Source organism: Marinobacter panjinensis, from assembly GCF_005298175.1.
In the GTDB taxonomy this organism is placed as follows: domain Bacteria; phylum Pseudomonadota; class Gammaproteobacteria; order Pseudomonadales; family Oleiphilaceae; genus Marinobacter; species Marinobacter panjinensis.
On record NZ_SZYH01000003.1, the window covers coordinates 122606 to 138191 of the forward strand.

Below are 15586 nucleotides of genomic sequence, written 5' to 3' on the forward strand. Positions count from 1 at the left end.
AGTGTGGACGTTATGGCTTGCGATGGTAGGCCTGCAGCAAGTGTTGCCAAAGACTCTCCCGCTGGGATGAGGACAAGGAGGGGCACCGCTTCCTGACAGACCGGTGAAGGCGCTCCAGGTTACGCTGCTTCCATGTGGCATCTGCGTCATTGTCACTCTCAGAAACTAGCTGGCAACGGTCAAAGTCGATCAGGTAGATCTGATCTTCCGCTACGAGTATGTTGTCACAGTTCAGGTCAACATGATCCAGCCCGCTGTCGTGAAAACGGCGAATAACCTGCCCCAACAGCGCCCACAGTGATTCATCGCTCAGCCTGTCGCTGTCTGAAAACGTAACGGCGCCCGGAATACGCTTTACCAATATGGCGGCCCGGTACCAGAACAACCGGTACTTCCAGGCGATGGCGGCGACGGCTTCAGGCACCGGCAGACCCAAGGCCCGGAGCCGGCCCAACAGGCGGAACTCTGCAAGCGATCTGGCCTGGTCAAAACCGGTAAACAGGTACGTCTTTTCCGCCAGCCGCGCCATTAAACCGCCTCGCTTGTAGTGACGAAGCACCAGGCCGGAAGCTTCCGCGTCGATAAACCAGGCTCCGCCGCGCCCTCCTGAGGTAACCGGCTTTGCCCGGTCTTGCCAGAAGTCGGGAGAAAACCAGGGCGCAGTAACACCCTCATACTCCGGCGATACCAGCAGTACTGACTTTCCGGAATCTGTATTGCCCGCTGTCACTGTCAAAAGATCGGAACCCTCGGACCGGCAACCCATGGATGGCCGGGTAAAGACGTTAAAAGCCCAGTAGGCTAGAATGGCGCACAGTTTACCAACGAGCCCCGCCCGGCTCCACATCCAGCAGTTAAAGATTGGAAACGGACCGTAACTTGATCAACTCCATCTGCATATTACGCCTCTCCGCCATTGGCGACGTCACTCATGTCATCCCTGTGGTCCTGAGTCTTCAGGAGCAGTTACCTGGCGTCAAAATCACCTGGGTCATAGGCAAGATTGAAGCCAAATTGATTGGGGACCTCCCGGGTGTCGAGTTTGTCGTTTTTGACAAGAAGGCCGGCCGCAAGGGCTACGCGGACTTACGCAACACTTTGAAAGCCCAAAAATTCGATGCACTCCTCCACATGCAGGTGGCATTCCGCGCCAACCTGGCAGCGGCGATGATCCCTGCCAAAGTGAAGGTTGGTTACGACAAGGCCCGCAGCAAGGACCTGCACAGTCTCTTCATTAACCGTCGGATCGCCCCGGCACCCCAACAGCATGTGCGGGATTGCCTGGCAAGTTTTCTGGAGCCGCTGGGGCTGAAACCGGCCGCACCAAAATGGGTCATCCCTCTGAGTCCGGAAGATCATGCCTTTGCACGCCAGCAACTGGCAAACGACCGCAAGAACCTTGTGATCAGCCCCTGTGCCAGCCACATACTGCGCAACTGGCCAGCGGAGCGGTATGCCCGATTGGCAGATCATGCTGTTCGTGTTCATGGTATGAAGGTCATTCTGGTGGGGAGCCCGGCGCCTTTTGAGGCCCAATTTTGCGATTCCATTGAAAATGCGATGGAAGAGCAGGCACACAACATTTGTGGCAAGGATACGCTGAAGCAACTGACTGCTCTGCTGAGCCATGCTGATCTTGCGGTGGCGCCGGATACCGGGCCGGCGCATATCGCCAGTGCCATGGGTACTGACGTGCTTGGTATTTACGCAGCCAGTAACCCTTATCGTTCCGGGCCTTACAATTCGCTTGATTGGTGTGTGAATCGTTATCCGGAGGCGTTGGAGCGGTTTACGGGGAAAACGGTTAATGAGGCGCGCTGGGGGGCCAAGGCGGAGTTTGAGGGGGCGATGGAGATGGTGACAGTGGAGGATGTTACCGGGATGCTGGATCGGTGGATTGAAGAAAAACAGGGAGCGGAAATTAAAGCGGCGCCGGATTCGGGGTGACTTGGCGCCGCTTCTGATTTGTCGGATTACGCTGAGCTAATCCGACCTACGGTAGAGAGACCGTTATTTGCGGGCGGTGTAGTCCTGGTAGGACTTTTCTTCGACAAAGCGGGAGCCCAGGGCCACGTTAACTTCTTTTTTGATGGCGGCGCGTTTGTCGTTGGTAACGTAAACGGCGCGGGCCAGTTCGATGAACTTCGGCCCGAAGTCCTGAGCGGCTTCCTGGTCACGAATGTCGTCTTCGATTTCCCAGAGCTCCTCGTTGACGGCCTTCAACTGCTTCCGCAGATCCGCGATTGCGGCCTGGTCCTGCACGGCCTCGTTCCAGGTACCACTTAGTTCATCAAGTTCCAGACGAACGTTTTTGACTTTCTCCGGGTCAGCAATCCGTTCGGATTTGATTTCCAGAATGGTGATCTTGTCCAGCACTTCGCCGAAGGAGACCGGCACTTTGATAACGTCTGCCATTTGCTCTTCCTGCAGGTGTTGTTAATGGGTACGTAGTTAGCCGTTAACCGATGTCAGCCACTGTGAATGGGCTGCACTCTTGCCCTTCACGGCATCGAAATACATACCCTGCAGCTTCTCCGTCATCGGGCCACGTTTGCCAGCACCGATCACGCGGCCGTCCAGTTCACGGATGGGCAATACTTCGGCGGCGGTACCGGTAAAGAAGGCTTCGTCCGCGATGTAGACTTCATCACGGGTGATACGGCGTTCTTTCACCGGGATGTTCAGCTCCTTGGCGAATTCAAGGATAGTGGCCCGGGTAATGCCTTCCAGACAGGAGGTCAGCTCCGGAGTGTGGAGAACGCCATCGCGCAGGATGAAGATGTTCTCGCCGGAACCCTCGGCAACATAGCCTTCGTTATCCAGCAACAGGGCTTCTTCCGCACCACCGGAAATAGCCTCGTTCAGGGCCAGCATGGAGTTGATATAGTTGCCGTTGGCCTTCGCCTTACACATGGTGATGTTGACGTGGTGACGAGTGTAGGACGAGGTGCGAACCTTGATGCCCAGTTCCTTCGCCTCCGGTGACATGTACGACGGCCAGCTCCAGGCGGCTACCATTACGTGCACCTTCAGATTGTCTGCACGCAGGCCCATACCCTCGGAGCCCAGGAACGCCATTGGGCGCAGGTAGGCTTCATCCAGATTATTGTCCCTTACCGCTGCGCACTGGGCGGCATTCAGCTCGTCCTTGCTGAACGGCATTTTCATGTTCAGGATGTGGGCGGAGCGGAACAGGCGGTCGGTGTGTTCTTTCAGGCGGAAAATTGCGGCGCCTTTGTCGGTGCTGTAGGCGCGCACACCCTCGAAACAGCCCAGGCCGTAGTGCAGAGTATGAGTCAGCACGTGCGTTTTGGCTTCCCGCCAGGGAACCATTTCACCATCCATCCAGATGAAGCCATCACGATCAGCCATCGACATTGTTTCTGCTCCTAAAGCGCTCTTTTTCGGGATGCCGGCATTCTAGCAGGAAATCCCGGGCTTACGAAGAGGCGCAATCACTCTAATATCACCCCAACATCACTCGATTCCACATACTCTGGATGTAGGCACGCTCCTCGGGAAACGCATCCCCTGACACCTGGCTGTTCAGGTTCTGCAACGCCCGGCGGTGAATGGTGGAGCGCAGGGTAATATAGGCCTCTCGCAGCTTTTCCGTGTCCTCAACCGGTAATACCCCTGCCCGGCCCAATTCCTCCATCTGGCGAATATTATCGGACCACTGGGTCAGCTCCGGATGCTCGGAACACCAGGCCAGCATCAGGTACTGCACCATGAACTCGATATCGATAATGCCGCCGAAATCGTGCTTGGTGTGAAAAACCTCCGGTTTCTTGCCCTCGACCTGCGGTGTGCCAAGCGTTGTGCGCATCTTTTCGCGCATATTGACCACCTCTTCCCGCAGCTTGTCCCGGTCTCGTTGCTGGCACAGTATGTCGCTGCGCAGCTTTTCAAAAGCGTCCAGAGTCTCCTTGCAGCCGGCCACCCCGCGAGCACGGGCCAGGGCCTGATGCTCCCAGGTCCAGGCATCGTTGCGCTGGTATTTCTCGAAAGCCGTCAAAGTGCTGACCAACAGCCCGGAATTGCCAGAGGGACGCAGGCGCATGTCCACTTCGTAGAGCTGACCCGAAGGAGTCTGGGTATTAAGGATGTGCACAATGCGCTGCCCCAGCCGGGTGTAGAACACCGCGTTGTCGATGGGCTTTTCGCCGTTTGTCGATTGCTCGGGATCAGCGTCATGAATAAATACCAGGTCCAGGTCGGAGGTGTAACCCAGCTCGATACCCCCCAGCTTGCCATAACCAATGATGGCGAAATCGGTATCACAGACAGAGCCATCCTTGCGCCGTGGATAACCATGGCGGCTGACCAGGTTGGCAAAGGCAACGTCCACCACATGGTCCAGCACCACTTCGGCAATCCAGGTCAGATAATCGCTGACTTTCATCAGCGGCAGGGTTTCCCGGATCTCTGAGGCGGCCACTCGCAGGATGTGAGCCTTCTTGAAGTGCCGCAGGGTTTCCATCTGCTCTTCGAGATCCTCGAAGGGAATCCGCAGCATTTGCTGGCGCAGGTCGTCCTGGAGTTCGGTTTTCGCGGGCGGACTGTACAGGCTCTCCGCATTCAACAGTTCATCCAGCAGCAGGGGCGTTTCCGCCAGCTGGCTGGCAATCCAGGGGCTCTCACTGCACAAGCGCACCAGTTGTGTTCGCGCACCCGGGTTCTCCATCAGCAGCACCATGTAGGCTGTCCTGCGCAGGATGGCTTCCACCAGTTGCAGAACGCGGGACAGGGTCTGGGACGGGCCTTCCACGTGAGTGAGCGCTTCCAGCAACACCGGCATGAACTTGTTGAGCCTCTGCCGCCCCTGGGTCTGCAACGTTTGCAGAGTGCGGGTTCCACGCAGGTCACTCAGGGCGGAATAGCTGCCTTCCGGATCCTCGAAATCGTGCTCGCGGAGCCAGGCAGTCGCGGCCTCTTCATCCATTTCGCCCAGCCAGAGTTCCTGCCAGCCTTCATCAAGTGCAGCGGTTTCGTGTTCCTCGTCCTCAATGGCAATGATGTCCGCGAAGTGCGTCGCCACCCTTTCGCGATGTTTTTCCAACGCCTCAGTGCAGGATGCCCAATCGTCAAATCCCATGATCAGAGCGACACGAGCACGGGCCAGGTCATTATCCGGCAGCAGTTGGGTCTGCTTGTCTTCCATTCCCTGGAGGGCGTGTTCCAGATTGCGAAGGAAAATGTAAGCAGCCCTCAGCTCTTTCACCACCTGCGACGGCAACAGTTCCAGCTCTTCCAGCTCTTTGAGGATCACCAGCAGTTCACGCTGCTGCAGCTCCCGGTCGCGGCCGCCTCTTATAAGCTGGAAGGCCTGAACCACGAACTCAATCTCGCGGATTCCACCATTGCCGAGCTTGATATTGTTTTCCAGGCCTTTGCGCCGGACTTCCCGGCTGATCATGGACTTCATGCTGCGCAGGGACTCAAACGCGCTGAAATCAATATACTTGCGGTAAACAAAGGGCTTCAGGCTGTCCATCAACACCTGGCCGACTTCCTGATCACCGGCCACTACCCGGGCCTTGACCATGGCATAGCGCTCCCAGTCCCGACCCTGATCCTGGTAATAGGTTTCCAGGGCGGCAAAGCTCAGGGCCAGTGCTCCACTCTGCCCATAGGGCCGCAGGCGCATGTCCACGCGAAACACAAAGCCGTCAGCGGTAATCTGGTCCAGCGCCTGGATCAGCCGCTGCCCCAGGCGGATAAAGAACTGCTGATTATCGATGGATCGGCGCCCACCACGGGTCTCACCTTTACCCGGGAACGCAAAGATAAGATCAATATCAGAGGACACATTGAGCTCATGTCCGCCCAGTTTGCCCATCCCCAGGACGATCAAAGGCTGCGGACCCTCCTCGCCAGTGGCAGGGTTCATGCCCCAGGGGGTTCCTGACTGCTCGCAAGTGTCGTCATACAGCCAGTCCAGGGCGGCCTGGATGCTGATGTCGGCAAAGTCGCTGGTGGCGGCGATGGTTTCGGCCATATCTGCCCAGCGCATCAGGTCCCGCCAGATAATCCGGAACTGGGTCTCCATCCGGAAGCGTCTCAGTGCAACATGGAGGCTGGTCTCATCCGTCACTTCCGCCAGGAACTCCTGCCAGCGCTCGCTCAGGTAATCCTTGGTGGTGGGCTCTCTCAGCGGCCGTGAGCGGCACAGAGATTCAACCTGGTCCGAATGACGTTCCAGGGTTTGCTTCAAGAACAGGCTGCGGGCCAGGGCCTGGGCCACATCTTCATCGGAAACGCCACCGGAGGTACGCAGGAACTCCGGCACGCCTTCCGGAAACACCGAGTGCCAGGTGCCGGCCACATCATCCGCCAACACCGTCGGTAGTGAGCGCCAAGGCTCAGACATAATGCAAACCCCTGTGTGTCTGTTATATTTCCCGTACTGTATAACGAACTCTCCCCCGACTGAACCGTTGTAAGGACACCGATGCAGAGGAATCGCCGGCCGCTGAACCCGGAACACCAGCTGTCCCACCTGCCCATGTCCGGGCTTATCCAGTCACGCATCAAGCGGCTTTTCATTATTCTTGCAGGACTGCTGATTGCCCAGGTACTGATTATCTGGGCGGCTGAGGATCTCAACCTGTTTGAATCCACGTGGATGACCATGACCACGCTGGTGACCGTAGGTTATGGCGACTTTGCCCCGAAAACCTACGTAGGCAGAATCAGCACTATCCTCATGATGTTCGTAGGGGCCATCACCCTGTTAACGCTAATTGTCAGTGACTATATTGAATACCGGTTCTACCGCCGGGAACGCATCTTAACCGGACGCTGGGTATACGCCATGAAAGATCACATTGTTATCATCAACACACCACAGACTGGCGGCGAGCAGTACTTTTCACGCTTTGCCTCCCAGATGCGCGCCGTACCAGGCTATGAAACTGTTCCCATCATGATACTGACGCAGCACTTTCCCGAGGGACTCCCCCCGGAATTGGCAGACAACGGCCTGGTTCACTTCCACGGTACCGGCAGTGACCCAGCGGCGCTTAAGGCAGTCCATGCCGGAAGTGCTCGCCACATTATTATATTGGCTTCCGACGAGGCCGACCCTACTTCAGACAGCCTGACCTTTGATATTGCCCACCGATTGAGTGAGTCCAACCTGGGGCAGAAGATCACGGCAGAATGCGTTCGTGATGAAAACCGTGACCGCTTCACAGCGATGGGCGTTCGCACCGTTATCAGACCGGTCCGGACCTATCCCGAAATCATGGTGCGATCGGTAGTGGCACCGGGGTCGGAAAAAGTCCTGGAGGATCTGTTCAACTATCAGAACGATCACCCCCATCGTTACGAGATCGATCTGGACGACCTCACCTGGGCAGACATCGTCAGTGCGCTTATCCGCCACGGCATCGGCACGGCATTGGCATTCATTGATGAAAATAACGAGGTGGTCTGCCACCCGCCGACGGACCAGGAAGTCGAAGGCAAGGGACTGATCGTGCTCGTGAAATCCAGTGAAACACCTGACGTAAGTGTGGTGGAGGAAGCCCTGGACCGCTATCGAGAATTTATCAAGAAATGGCACGACCTGCAGGATCAGGCGGCAGAGGAGGAAGCCATTGCAGCAAAGGCAACCGACCAATAACCAGCCCGCAAGGTTGCTAGCCTGCAGCAATGGCCAGTTGCAGCTGACCGAGTTCCTTGCCAGAGACCAGATCGCTGACAGGTACACCATCGGCCAGGGCACGCATTACTTGCTGATACAGCCTTTCTACGCCGCGCTCTGTCGCCAGGCCGCTTATCGCGCCAAGTTCATCTTCTTCGACAGGAAACGGCTGGCCGGTCAGCCATGAAACACTTAGAAGAAACAGAAAATCGCTCACTGCCAGTTCTGAACCCGCACCCGCCTCTTGAGTTGGTTGATAGAGCCCCGCCAGGTAATACCCCTGCTCTGCTTTGCTGACGAGGTTCAGGAATACCGGCACTTCGTCTGCCAGCCTACGTGCCCAGGTAAGCAAGGCAGATGCATCCCCTGCCTTGAGCTCGAATTCAATTTCGTTCAGCGGGCGTGACTGGCCGCCAGCCACAATTTCCCCGGAATCAATGGCAACCTCAATCAGGCTTTCCCCCTGCTCAATCATAACCACCCGGCGCTCGAAGTTGGTTTCAAACACGGGTTGCAACTCAGCAAGGTTCACGCTTTGCCCCACGGGCGTATCGGCAATCAACCCCATTTTGAGCCTGGTACCTATCAATGGCCACTCCCACTCCTGCCGACGGTGGGCACCATCCACGAATTCGCCTCGGGTTTTCAGAGTCTGGATGGTTTTGTCGCCCATTTTGCGGATCCGCAGGGCGATTTTCTGCCGGTTGAGATCACCGTTGGGCGTGTCGTAATAGGTGTTGCCCAACCGCAAGGTGTCTGATGGATTGGTATTTGGCTGGCTCAACAGCCAAGCCACCGCCCGGTCGAGATCGGACTGCGCCACGCTGAGTTTGATTTCCAGTTCCTGGGCCATCGCCCCTCCTGACATGAGGAATGTGATATCAGCATACATAAAAAAACCGGCAGCCCGAAGGCTGCCGGTTTTTCGACTACTTGGTGACTAGCTGGTTAGCTGATCAGAAGTAGTAAACAGCACCGACAGAGGCGATGGAGCGCTCGTCGGTAAAGGCAGTATTACCCAGTTCATCTTCGTACTCATACACGTCGTCACCGCCACCCAGGTAGCCTTCGAAGTAGACGTACATGTGGTCGGAGATGTTGTGCAAAGCCTGAAGAGTGATGGTGTCGGAATCGACATCACCAAAGCTGGACTCATCGTCATACTGCGTCAGCTCGTATGACAGGGCAAACTGATTAGCACCAATGGTGTAGTAACCGATCACACCGAAGGTGTCGGAAGCATCTTTACGAGTGTGGAATTCACCAGTCACACGAAGAGCGTCCGCGTCGAAACTTGCACGCAGACCATATGTGTTTTCGTTGTTACCATCGCTGGTGTCGTTAGAGTCAACGGCCGCAGCCAGTTCCAGAGCGTCCATCTCGTAAACAGCAGCCAACTGGTACGGGAAGGATTTGTCGCTTCCAGCCTTGGTGTCATTGTCACCATTAACTTGCACGGCCGCCCACAGGCTCAGCCCGCCGAAAGACGGTGACATGTACTGGATCAGGTCGCCTTCGCCAGTGGTATAGTCAACGCCCTGGTTCAGCAGAGCCACTTCGTAGAACTCGGAAATTTCCGTAACAGCTCGCTCATAGGTTGAGTCGTCAGAACCAACCCATACCTGGCCGAAAGAATCGCCCTTAACACCAATGTAGGCTTCGTCCAGCTCGTTCAGACCCGCATTGTCATTTTCCGCGTCTTTGTCATCGGCGTTGATACCTTCGAGCTCAAGCTTGAAGAAACCAGTGATGCCCGGAGCAATTTCGTGCTCGTGCTTCACACCCAGAGTTGAACCGTTATCAGCGTGCTCTAAGCTTGAGGGGCCGCCATCAAAGTTGTCGTTATAGAGAACATACTGAATATTACCGTAAACGGTCGGCATGGAGTCCATGCGAGCTGCCAGCTCGGAAGCTGAAGCAGTAGTCTGTGCCAGCGCGCTGCCGGAGAAAGTTGCGGCTGCAATAGCAGATGCGATGAGCGTTTTTTTCATGTTGCGTCTTCCTTTATTGAGTTAACTCAGGTTTTAGCGTCGGGTTCAATTCCCGCTCTTCAGACTTCACCAGTCGGGCTGGTTTGGCCCTATTCTGTGTATTTACCATGTCATTTTTATGACAAAGCAATAATAATTCTTTTTCTTTGTTTTTTTGTAAAGACCAAGCTGGGCCTTTTCACGTCAATCACTTACAGCTTTTTCTTAAAGCTTTGAGTGATGAAGCAGTTTTAATACAACCAACTCTTTTTTGCAAATCTTTTTCATTGGCGCCTTTTAGCTCTACCGGGTTTATCAGGGGACATATGTATGCTCACAAACACGGTCGCCCCCTGGCCAGCTACTGTTCAAATCCGGTGCCACTATAAAGCCGCCCTTTTATTTTCAATAAGTTAACCAAAAAAAGTGGGCCGGAGAAACAAAAAGCGTCATTACATCGGAATCACGCCGCACCAGAAAAGGACAGCAACCAGCCACTTGCGCCAACTCAGTGCATGTACCTACCCTCACCCCGGCTCACCCCCTACCTCAAGCAGAAAAGTGACAGGCCCGTCATTCTCCAGAGCCACTTTCATATCGGCACCAAACTGCCCACGACCAACAGCAGCACTTCCCAGATGCTGTTCTGACACCGCCAGGAACGCCTGAAACATAGCTTCGGCGTGATCTGGAGAGGCAGCAACGGAAAATCCGGGGCGAGTGCCCGATTGGGTATCAGCAGCAAGGGTAAACTGGGGTACAACGAGGAGGGAGCCACCTGTATCAAGCAGGCTGCGATTCATCCGTCCCTGGTCATCGGGAAATACCCGGTAATTGACCACTTTGCGGCAGAGTTTTTCTGCGGTTTCCGGACTATCCGACTTCTCAACCCCGAGCAACAGCAAAAGGCCTGCTTTTATGGCGGAGACAGTCTGTTTATCAACGGTAACGCTGGCGTGAGTAACTCGCTGTATCAGTCCTTTCATTGAACTCCCTGCGGAAGGACTTAAAAGTTCTGCGGGAGTTTATCCACGCCACAGGCTCGCCGCAACCCCTCTTAAGGGGTATTTGTTGGTTGTGCGAAGCGGTGCCTATTCGGCGCTGCCATCAAGCCTTGCAGCCACCTCATCTACGCCTCGCATCAACGCATCGACAATCGCCGGCTCAGAGGCAGAATGGCCGGCATCCCGAATGATTCTCAGGTCCGCTTCTGGCCACGCCTCACTCAGGGCAAGGGCATTATCCAGGGGGCAAACCATGTCGTAACGGCCGTGAATGATGATGCCGGGGATGTCTTTCAGGGCGCCGGCATCACGGATGATCTGATTGTCCTCCAGAAAGGCGCTGTTCATAAAATAGTGGCATTCAATCCGGGCCAGTGCGATCGCCACGTGGGGGTGACCGAAATGCTCCACCACCCTGGGATTCGGATGCAGGGTCGCACACCGCCCCTCCCAGATGGACCAGGCCTTTGCAGCCTGAATCTGCTCAAGCTCGTTAGTGCTGGTGAGGCGCCGATAATAGGCGGATACCAGATCATCCCGCTCATTCTCGGGAATGGGCGCCAGGAAATCCTGCCAGTAGTCGGGAAATACACGGCTGGCACCCTCCTGGTAAAACCAGTGTATATCCTTGGGGCGGCACAGAAAGATGCCCCTCAGCACCAGGCCGAGCACTCTGTCCGGGTGGGACTGCGCGTAAACCAGGCTCAAAGTGGAACCCCAACTGCCTCCGAACAGAATCCACTGGGTAATACCAAGAAACGAACGGACCGTTTCCATGTCCTCCACCAGTTTTTGCGTGGTGTTACCATCGAATGCCGCCAGCGGACTGGAGCGCCCTGCGCCACGCTGGTCCATCAGGATGATCCGATACCGTTCAGCATCAAAAAACCGACGGTAATAATCCTCGCAACCGCCTCCCGGGCCGCCGTGAACAACGAGCACCGGAATGCCATCCGGGTTACCACTTTCTTCCACATAGAGTTCGTGGGGAGGGTCCACCGCAAGACGATGCCGGGCATTGGGCTTGATGTCGGGAAACAGGGTGAGCATAAAACGCTCCGGAAAAAGGATGTAACCGGAGTTTAGCTGAAGTGAACGAAAAAGGGGCAGATGTCATCTGCCCCTTTCTCTTGTTGTTACCGCACTGAAATTACTTCTTGTGGGCGCGCTTGCGCTCGTTTTCAGTAAGGAGCTTCTTGCGCAGACGAATCGATTTGGGAGTTACCTCCACCAATTCGTCTTCATCAATAAACTCCAGTGCCTGCTCAAGGGTAAACTTGATGGGCGGCACCAGGGCGATAACTTCGTCCTTGCCGGAGGCACGCATGTTGTCCAGCTTCTTGCCCTTGGTGGGGTTGACCACCAGGTCATTATCACGGCTGTGAATGCCGCATAACTGGCCTTCATAAACTTCCTGCCCCGGATCCAGGAACAGCTTGCCACGGCTCTGCAGCGTTTCCAGCGAATAGGTCAGCGCCGCACCGGTTGCCATCGAGACGAGCACACCGTTCTGGCGGCTGGTCATATCACCGCTCTTGATCGGACCGTAATGGCTGAAGGTCGACGTCAGAATGCCCGAGCCGGATGTCATGGTCAGGAAAGAGTTACGGAAGCCGATGAGACCACGCGCCGGAATCGTATATTCAAGGCGCATACGCCCCTTGCCGTCCGGAACCATATTGGTCAGGTCACCCTTGCGGAAACCCATCTGGTCCATGAGAGCACCCTGGTGCTGCTCTTCAATGTCGATGATCACGTTCTCATAGGGCTCTTGCTTTACCCCGTCAATCTCACGGATAACCACTTCCGGACGACCCACGGCGAGCTCGAAGTTTTCCCGGCGCATGTTCTCGATCAACACCGACAGGTGCAGTTCGCCACGACCGGATACCTTGAACTTGTCTGCGGACTCGCCCTCTTCAACGCGCAAAGCGACGTTGTGAAGCAGCTCCTTCTCCAGGCGCTCCTTGATGTTGCGGCTGGTGACGAACTTGCCTTCCCTGCCACAGAACGGCGAATCGTTGACCTGGAAGGTCATGGAAACCGTTGGCTCGTCCACCGTCAGCGGCGGCAGGGCTTCGACGGCAGCCTGGTCGCACAGCGTGTCGGAGATATACAGCTCATCCATGCCGCTGACGCAGATAATATCACCTGCCTGCGCCTCGTCGACTTCGACACGCTGCAGACCGGAGTGGCCCATGATCTTGAGGATTCGGCCCTGACGCTTCTTGCCATCGGCACCGATAGCCGTCACCGGGGAGTTGGTTTTGACCTTGCCACGCCTGATGCGGCCAATCCCGATAACACCCAGGAAGCTGTTGTAGTCGAGCTGGGAAATCTGCATCTGGAATGGACCATCGCGATCGACTTGTGGCGCGGGTACGTGGTCGACAATGGCCTGGAAAACCGCATCCATGTTGTCGTCCAGCTTTTCATGATCCATCCCGGCGATGCCGTTCAGGGCACTGGCAAAGACAATCGGAAAATCCAGTTGCTCGTCACTGGCACCCAGGTTGTCGAACAGATCAAACACCTGATCCACCACCCAGTCCGGGCGGGCACCCGGACGGTCAATCTTGTTCACGACCACAATCGGATGCAGGCCGGCATCAAAGGCTTTCTGGGTGACAAAACGGGTCTGTGGCATCGGCCCGTCAATGGAATCAACCACCAGCAGCACGCAATCCACCATGCTCATCACACGCTCTACTTCACCACCGAAGTCGGCGTGGCCCGGGGTGTCGACGATGTTGATGTCGTAGTCGTGCCATTTCAGCGCGGTGTTCTTGGCCAGGATGGTAATGCCGCGTTCCTTTTCCTGGTCGTTGGAATCCATCACGCGCTCACTTTCGAGCTCTTTGCGGTCCAGCGTACCGGATTGGCGCAACAACTGGTCCACCAGCGTGGTTTTGCCATGATCGACGTGGGCGATAATGGCGATATTACGAAGTTTATCTATCACAACAATATTCCTGCAGCATGCACTGAATGACCTGAGCGGTCTTCAGCAGGCGCTATGCCCCTTACATGCCGTCTCAAATCCGTAAAATGAATTTCATTTGCCAGGCCGGGCAGCCCGGGTGCACCCTGACGAGACTCAGCGGTTGCGCTGAATTTCCGGGTCTAAAATGAAGTGGCGCGCAGTATATAGCAAACTTCATTGCGTTTATATGAAGAAAAACGCCTATGGGGCTGGCAGGCCTCGCGCACAGGTATGGTGCATTTTTTCAGTGCGCGCACTCTTTTAATGCACCACAAAAGGGCGAGCCAGCCAATGCCGTCATGACGATCGCTCCAAAACAGCCCGAAAACCCTGTAACTGCGCCCTTGTGGAGCATGCCTTAAAAACTGGCAAGCCTATTGCTTCACTTCAGGCAGCCGAATTTGCAGGTAAGAAGGAACAGCTTTTGATAAGCTGCCCAACCTGAAAGAAAGATCGGGAGTCAGCACCGCTGAACGATCCGGCAACAACGTACACAGAAATCGCCCGCCCTGCGGGATAACTGACGGAGCTTGCACAATGTCCAAGACGATTGATCTGATCAAAGAACACGAAGTCAAATGGGTCGACATGCGATTCACTGACAGCCGCGGTAAAGAGCAGCACGTAACCCTGCCCGCAACCGAGGTTGATGAGGATTTCTTCGCCGACGGCAAGATGTTCGATGGCTCCTCCATCTCTGGCTGGAAGGGCATTAACGAATCCGACATGATCCTGATGCCGGTTGACGAAACCTCTGTGCTGGATCCGTTCACTGAAGAAACCACCATTAACATCACCTGCGACATCGTCGAGCCCTCCACCATGCAGGGCTATGAGCGGGACCCGCGCTCGGTTGCCAAGCGCGCCGAAGAATACCTGAAGTCCACCGGCATCGCTGACGGCGCACTGTTCGGTCCGGAGCCCGAATTCTTCGTTTTCGACTCCGCCCGCTGGAAAGTCGATATGCAGGGTGCCATGTACGAACTGCATTCTGAAGAAGCGGCCTGGGTATCCGGCGAAGAATTCGATCGCAATAACATTGGCCACCGTCCGGGCGTCAAAGGCGGCTACTTCCCGGTACCACCGGTAGACAGCCTGCACGACCTGCGTGGCGCTATGTGTGCGGCCATGGAGTCCATGGGCCTGGTCATTGAAGTGCACCACCACGAAGTCGGCACCGCTGGCCAGTGTGAAATCGGTGTTGGCGCCAACACCCTGACCAAGAAAGCTGACGAAGTTCAGATCCTGAAGTACTGCGTGCACAACGTAGCCCATGCCTACGGCAAAACAGCTACCTTTATGCCCAAGCCGGTTGTCGGTGACAACGGTTCCGGTATGCACGTACACATGTCCCTGAACAAGGATGGCAAGAACCTGTTCGCAGGCGACGGCTATGCCGGTCTGAGCGAGATGGCCATTTACTACATTGGCGGCATTATCAAGCACTCCAAGTCCATCAACGCCTTCACCAACGCTTCTACCAACAGCTACAAGCGTCTGGTTCCGGGCTTTGAAGCACCGGTAATGCTGGCCTACTCCGCCCGCAACCGTTCCGCCTCTATCCGTATCCCGTACGTCAACAGCCCGAAGGGCCGTCGAATCGAGGTTCGCTTCCCGGATGCTTCTGCCAACCCGTACCTGGCCTTTGCAGCGCTGATGATGGCTGGCCTCGACGGCATCCAGAACAAGATCCACCCTGGCGATGCCATGGACAAGGATCTGTACGATCTGCCGAAGGAAGAAGCCCTGAACATCCCCACCGTTGCCGAGACGTTCCAGGAAGCCCTGGACTGCCTCGAAGCGGACCACGAGTTCCTGACCCGTGGCGGCGTGTTCACCGAAGACATGATCGGTGGCTACATTGACCTGAAGCGTGGCGAAGTTGAAAAGCTCAACATGACCACACACCCGGTCGAGTTTGAGCTGTACTACTCCTGCTAAGACGCCACAGGCGCCAGCAGTCAGAGAAGCCCCGCCC

At 55.9% G+C, this 15586-nt stretch carries 12 protein-coding genes; 3 read left to right on the plus strand and 9 right to left on the minus strand.

Translation table 11 applies throughout. The features are described 5' to 3' along the window. Positions 1–10 precede the first annotated feature (10 nt). Positions 11–730, minus strand: a complete 720-nt coding sequence (locus FDP08_RS19780) for a 3-deoxy-D-manno-octulosonic acid kinase (protein ID WP_228263408.1) — start codon at positions 728–730, stop codon at positions 11–13. Between the two features lie 152 nt (positions 731–882). Here FDP08_RS19780 and FDP08_RS19785 point away from each other — a divergent pair, with 152 nt between their 5' ends. Then, on the plus strand, positions 883–1947 hold the full coding sequence (locus FDP08_RS19785) for a glycosyltransferase family 9 protein (RefSeq protein WP_137438091.1): 1065 nt from the start codon (positions 883–885) through the stop codon (positions 1945–1947). A gap of 63 nt (positions 1948–2010) precedes the next feature. Here FDP08_RS19785 and FDP08_RS19790 read toward each other — a convergent pair whose 3' ends face one another. The 3 genes from FDP08_RS19790 to glnE all read right to left on the minus strand — a co-directional run bounded on the left by FDP08_RS19790 (position 2011) and on the right by glnE (position 6373). Continuing rightward, positions 2011–2415 carry a DUF6165 family protein gene (locus FDP08_RS19790; RefSeq protein ID WP_137438030.1) on the minus strand — a complete coding sequence of 135 codons (405 nt, stop codon included), beginning with the start codon at positions 2413–2415 and terminating at the stop codon, positions 2011–2013. A gap of 36 nt (positions 2416–2451) precedes the next feature. Next, positions 2452–3378 carry a branched-chain amino acid transaminase gene (locus tag FDP08_RS19795; RefSeq protein WP_137438031.1) on the minus strand — a complete coding sequence of 309 codons (927 nt, stop codon included), beginning with the start codon at positions 3376–3378 and terminating at the stop codon, positions 2452–2454. Between the two features lie 88 nt (positions 3379–3466). Next, positions 3467–6373, minus strand: coding sequence for a bifunctional [glutamate--ammonia ligase]-adenylyl-L-tyrosine phosphorylase/[glutamate--ammonia-ligase] adenylyltransferase (glnE, locus tag FDP08_RS19800; protein WP_137438032.1), 2907 nt, complete (start codon positions 6371–6373; stop codon positions 3467–3469). An 81-nt stretch (positions 6374–6454) separates the two neighbouring features. Here glnE and FDP08_RS19805 point away from each other — a divergent pair, with 81 nt between their 5' ends. Continuing rightward, entirely contained in the window at positions 6455–7630 is a 1176-nt protein-coding gene (locus FDP08_RS19805) for an ion channel (protein WP_137438033.1), read from the plus strand. A 16-nt stretch (positions 7631–7646) separates the two neighbouring features. Here the strand turns inward: FDP08_RS19805 and FDP08_RS19810 are convergent, their stop codons facing one another. The 5 genes from FDP08_RS19810 to typA form a co-directional block, all read right to left on the minus strand. Beyond that, positions 7647–8504 (minus strand): CYTH domain-containing protein, encoded by an 858-nt coding sequence (locus FDP08_RS19810; RefSeq protein ID WP_137438034.1) that lies wholly within the window; start codon positions 8502–8504, stop codon positions 7647–7649. Positions 8505–8607: 103 nt separating this feature from the next. After that, positions 8608–9642, minus strand: a complete 1035-nt coding sequence (locus FDP08_RS19815) for a porin (protein ID WP_137438035.1) — start codon at positions 9640–9642, stop codon at positions 8608–8610. 506 nt (positions 9643–10148) lie between these two features. Next, the gene (dtd, locus tag FDP08_RS19820; RefSeq protein ID WP_137438036.1) at positions 10149–10607 is read right to left on the minus strand and encodes a D-aminoacyl-tRNA deacylase; all 459 of its coding nucleotides are present in this window, start codon (positions 10605–10607) and stop codon (positions 10149–10151) included. A 105-nt stretch (positions 10608–10712) separates the two neighbouring features. Next, a complete protein-coding gene (pip, locus tag FDP08_RS19825; RefSeq protein WP_137438037.1) occupies positions 10713–11675 on the minus strand; it encodes a prolyl aminopeptidase in 963 nt (320 codons plus the stop codon). Between the two features lie 100 nt (positions 11676–11775). Beyond that, positions 11776–13587: a translational GTPase TypA gene (typA, locus tag FDP08_RS19830; protein WP_137438038.1), complete on the minus strand. Its 1812-nt coding sequence runs from the start codon at positions 13585–13587 to the stop codon at positions 11776–11778. Between the two features lie 558 nt (positions 13588–14145). Between typA and glnA the strand changes: the two genes are divergently transcribed. After that, positions 14146–15549: a glutamate--ammonia ligase gene (glnA, locus tag FDP08_RS19835; RefSeq protein ID WP_137438039.1), complete on the plus strand. Its 1404-nt coding sequence runs from the start codon at positions 14146–14148 to the stop codon at positions 15547–15549. Positions 15550–15586: the final 37 nt, after the last annotated feature.

Coding starts and splice junctions, on each gene's coding strand:
- FDP08_RS19790 (WP_137438030.1), bottom strand. CDS start 2,415: ATGGCAGACGTTATCAAAGTGCCGGTCTCCTTCGGCGAAGTGCTGGAC.
- FDP08_RS19795 (WP_137438031.1), bottom strand. CDS start 3,378: ATGTCGATGGCTGATCGTGATGGCTTCATCTGGATGGATGGTGAAATG.
- glnE (WP_137438032.1), bottom strand. CDS start 6,373: ATGTCTGAGCCTTGGCGCTCACTACCGACGGTGTTGGCGGATGATGTG.
- FDP08_RS19805 (WP_137438033.1), top strand. CDS start 6,455: ATGCAGAGGAATCGCCGGCCGCTGAACCCGGAACACCAGCTGTCCCAC.
- FDP08_RS19810 (WP_137438034.1), bottom strand. CDS start 8,504: ATGGCCCAGGAACTGGAAATCAAACTCAGCGTGGCGCAGTCCGATCTC.
- FDP08_RS19815 (WP_137438035.1), bottom strand. CDS start 9,642: ATGAAAAAAACGCTCATCGCATCTGCTATTGCAGCCGCAACTTTCTCC.
- dtd (WP_137438036.1), bottom strand. CDS start 10,607: ATGAAAGGACTGATACAGCGAGTTACTCACGCCAGCGTTACCGTTGAT.
- pip (WP_137438037.1), bottom strand. CDS start 11,675: ATGCTCACCCTGTTTCCCGACATCAAGCCCAATGCCCGGCATCGTCTT.
- glnA (WP_137438039.1), top strand. CDS start 14,146: ATGTCCAAGACGATTGATCTGATCAAAGAACACGAAGTCAAATGGGTC.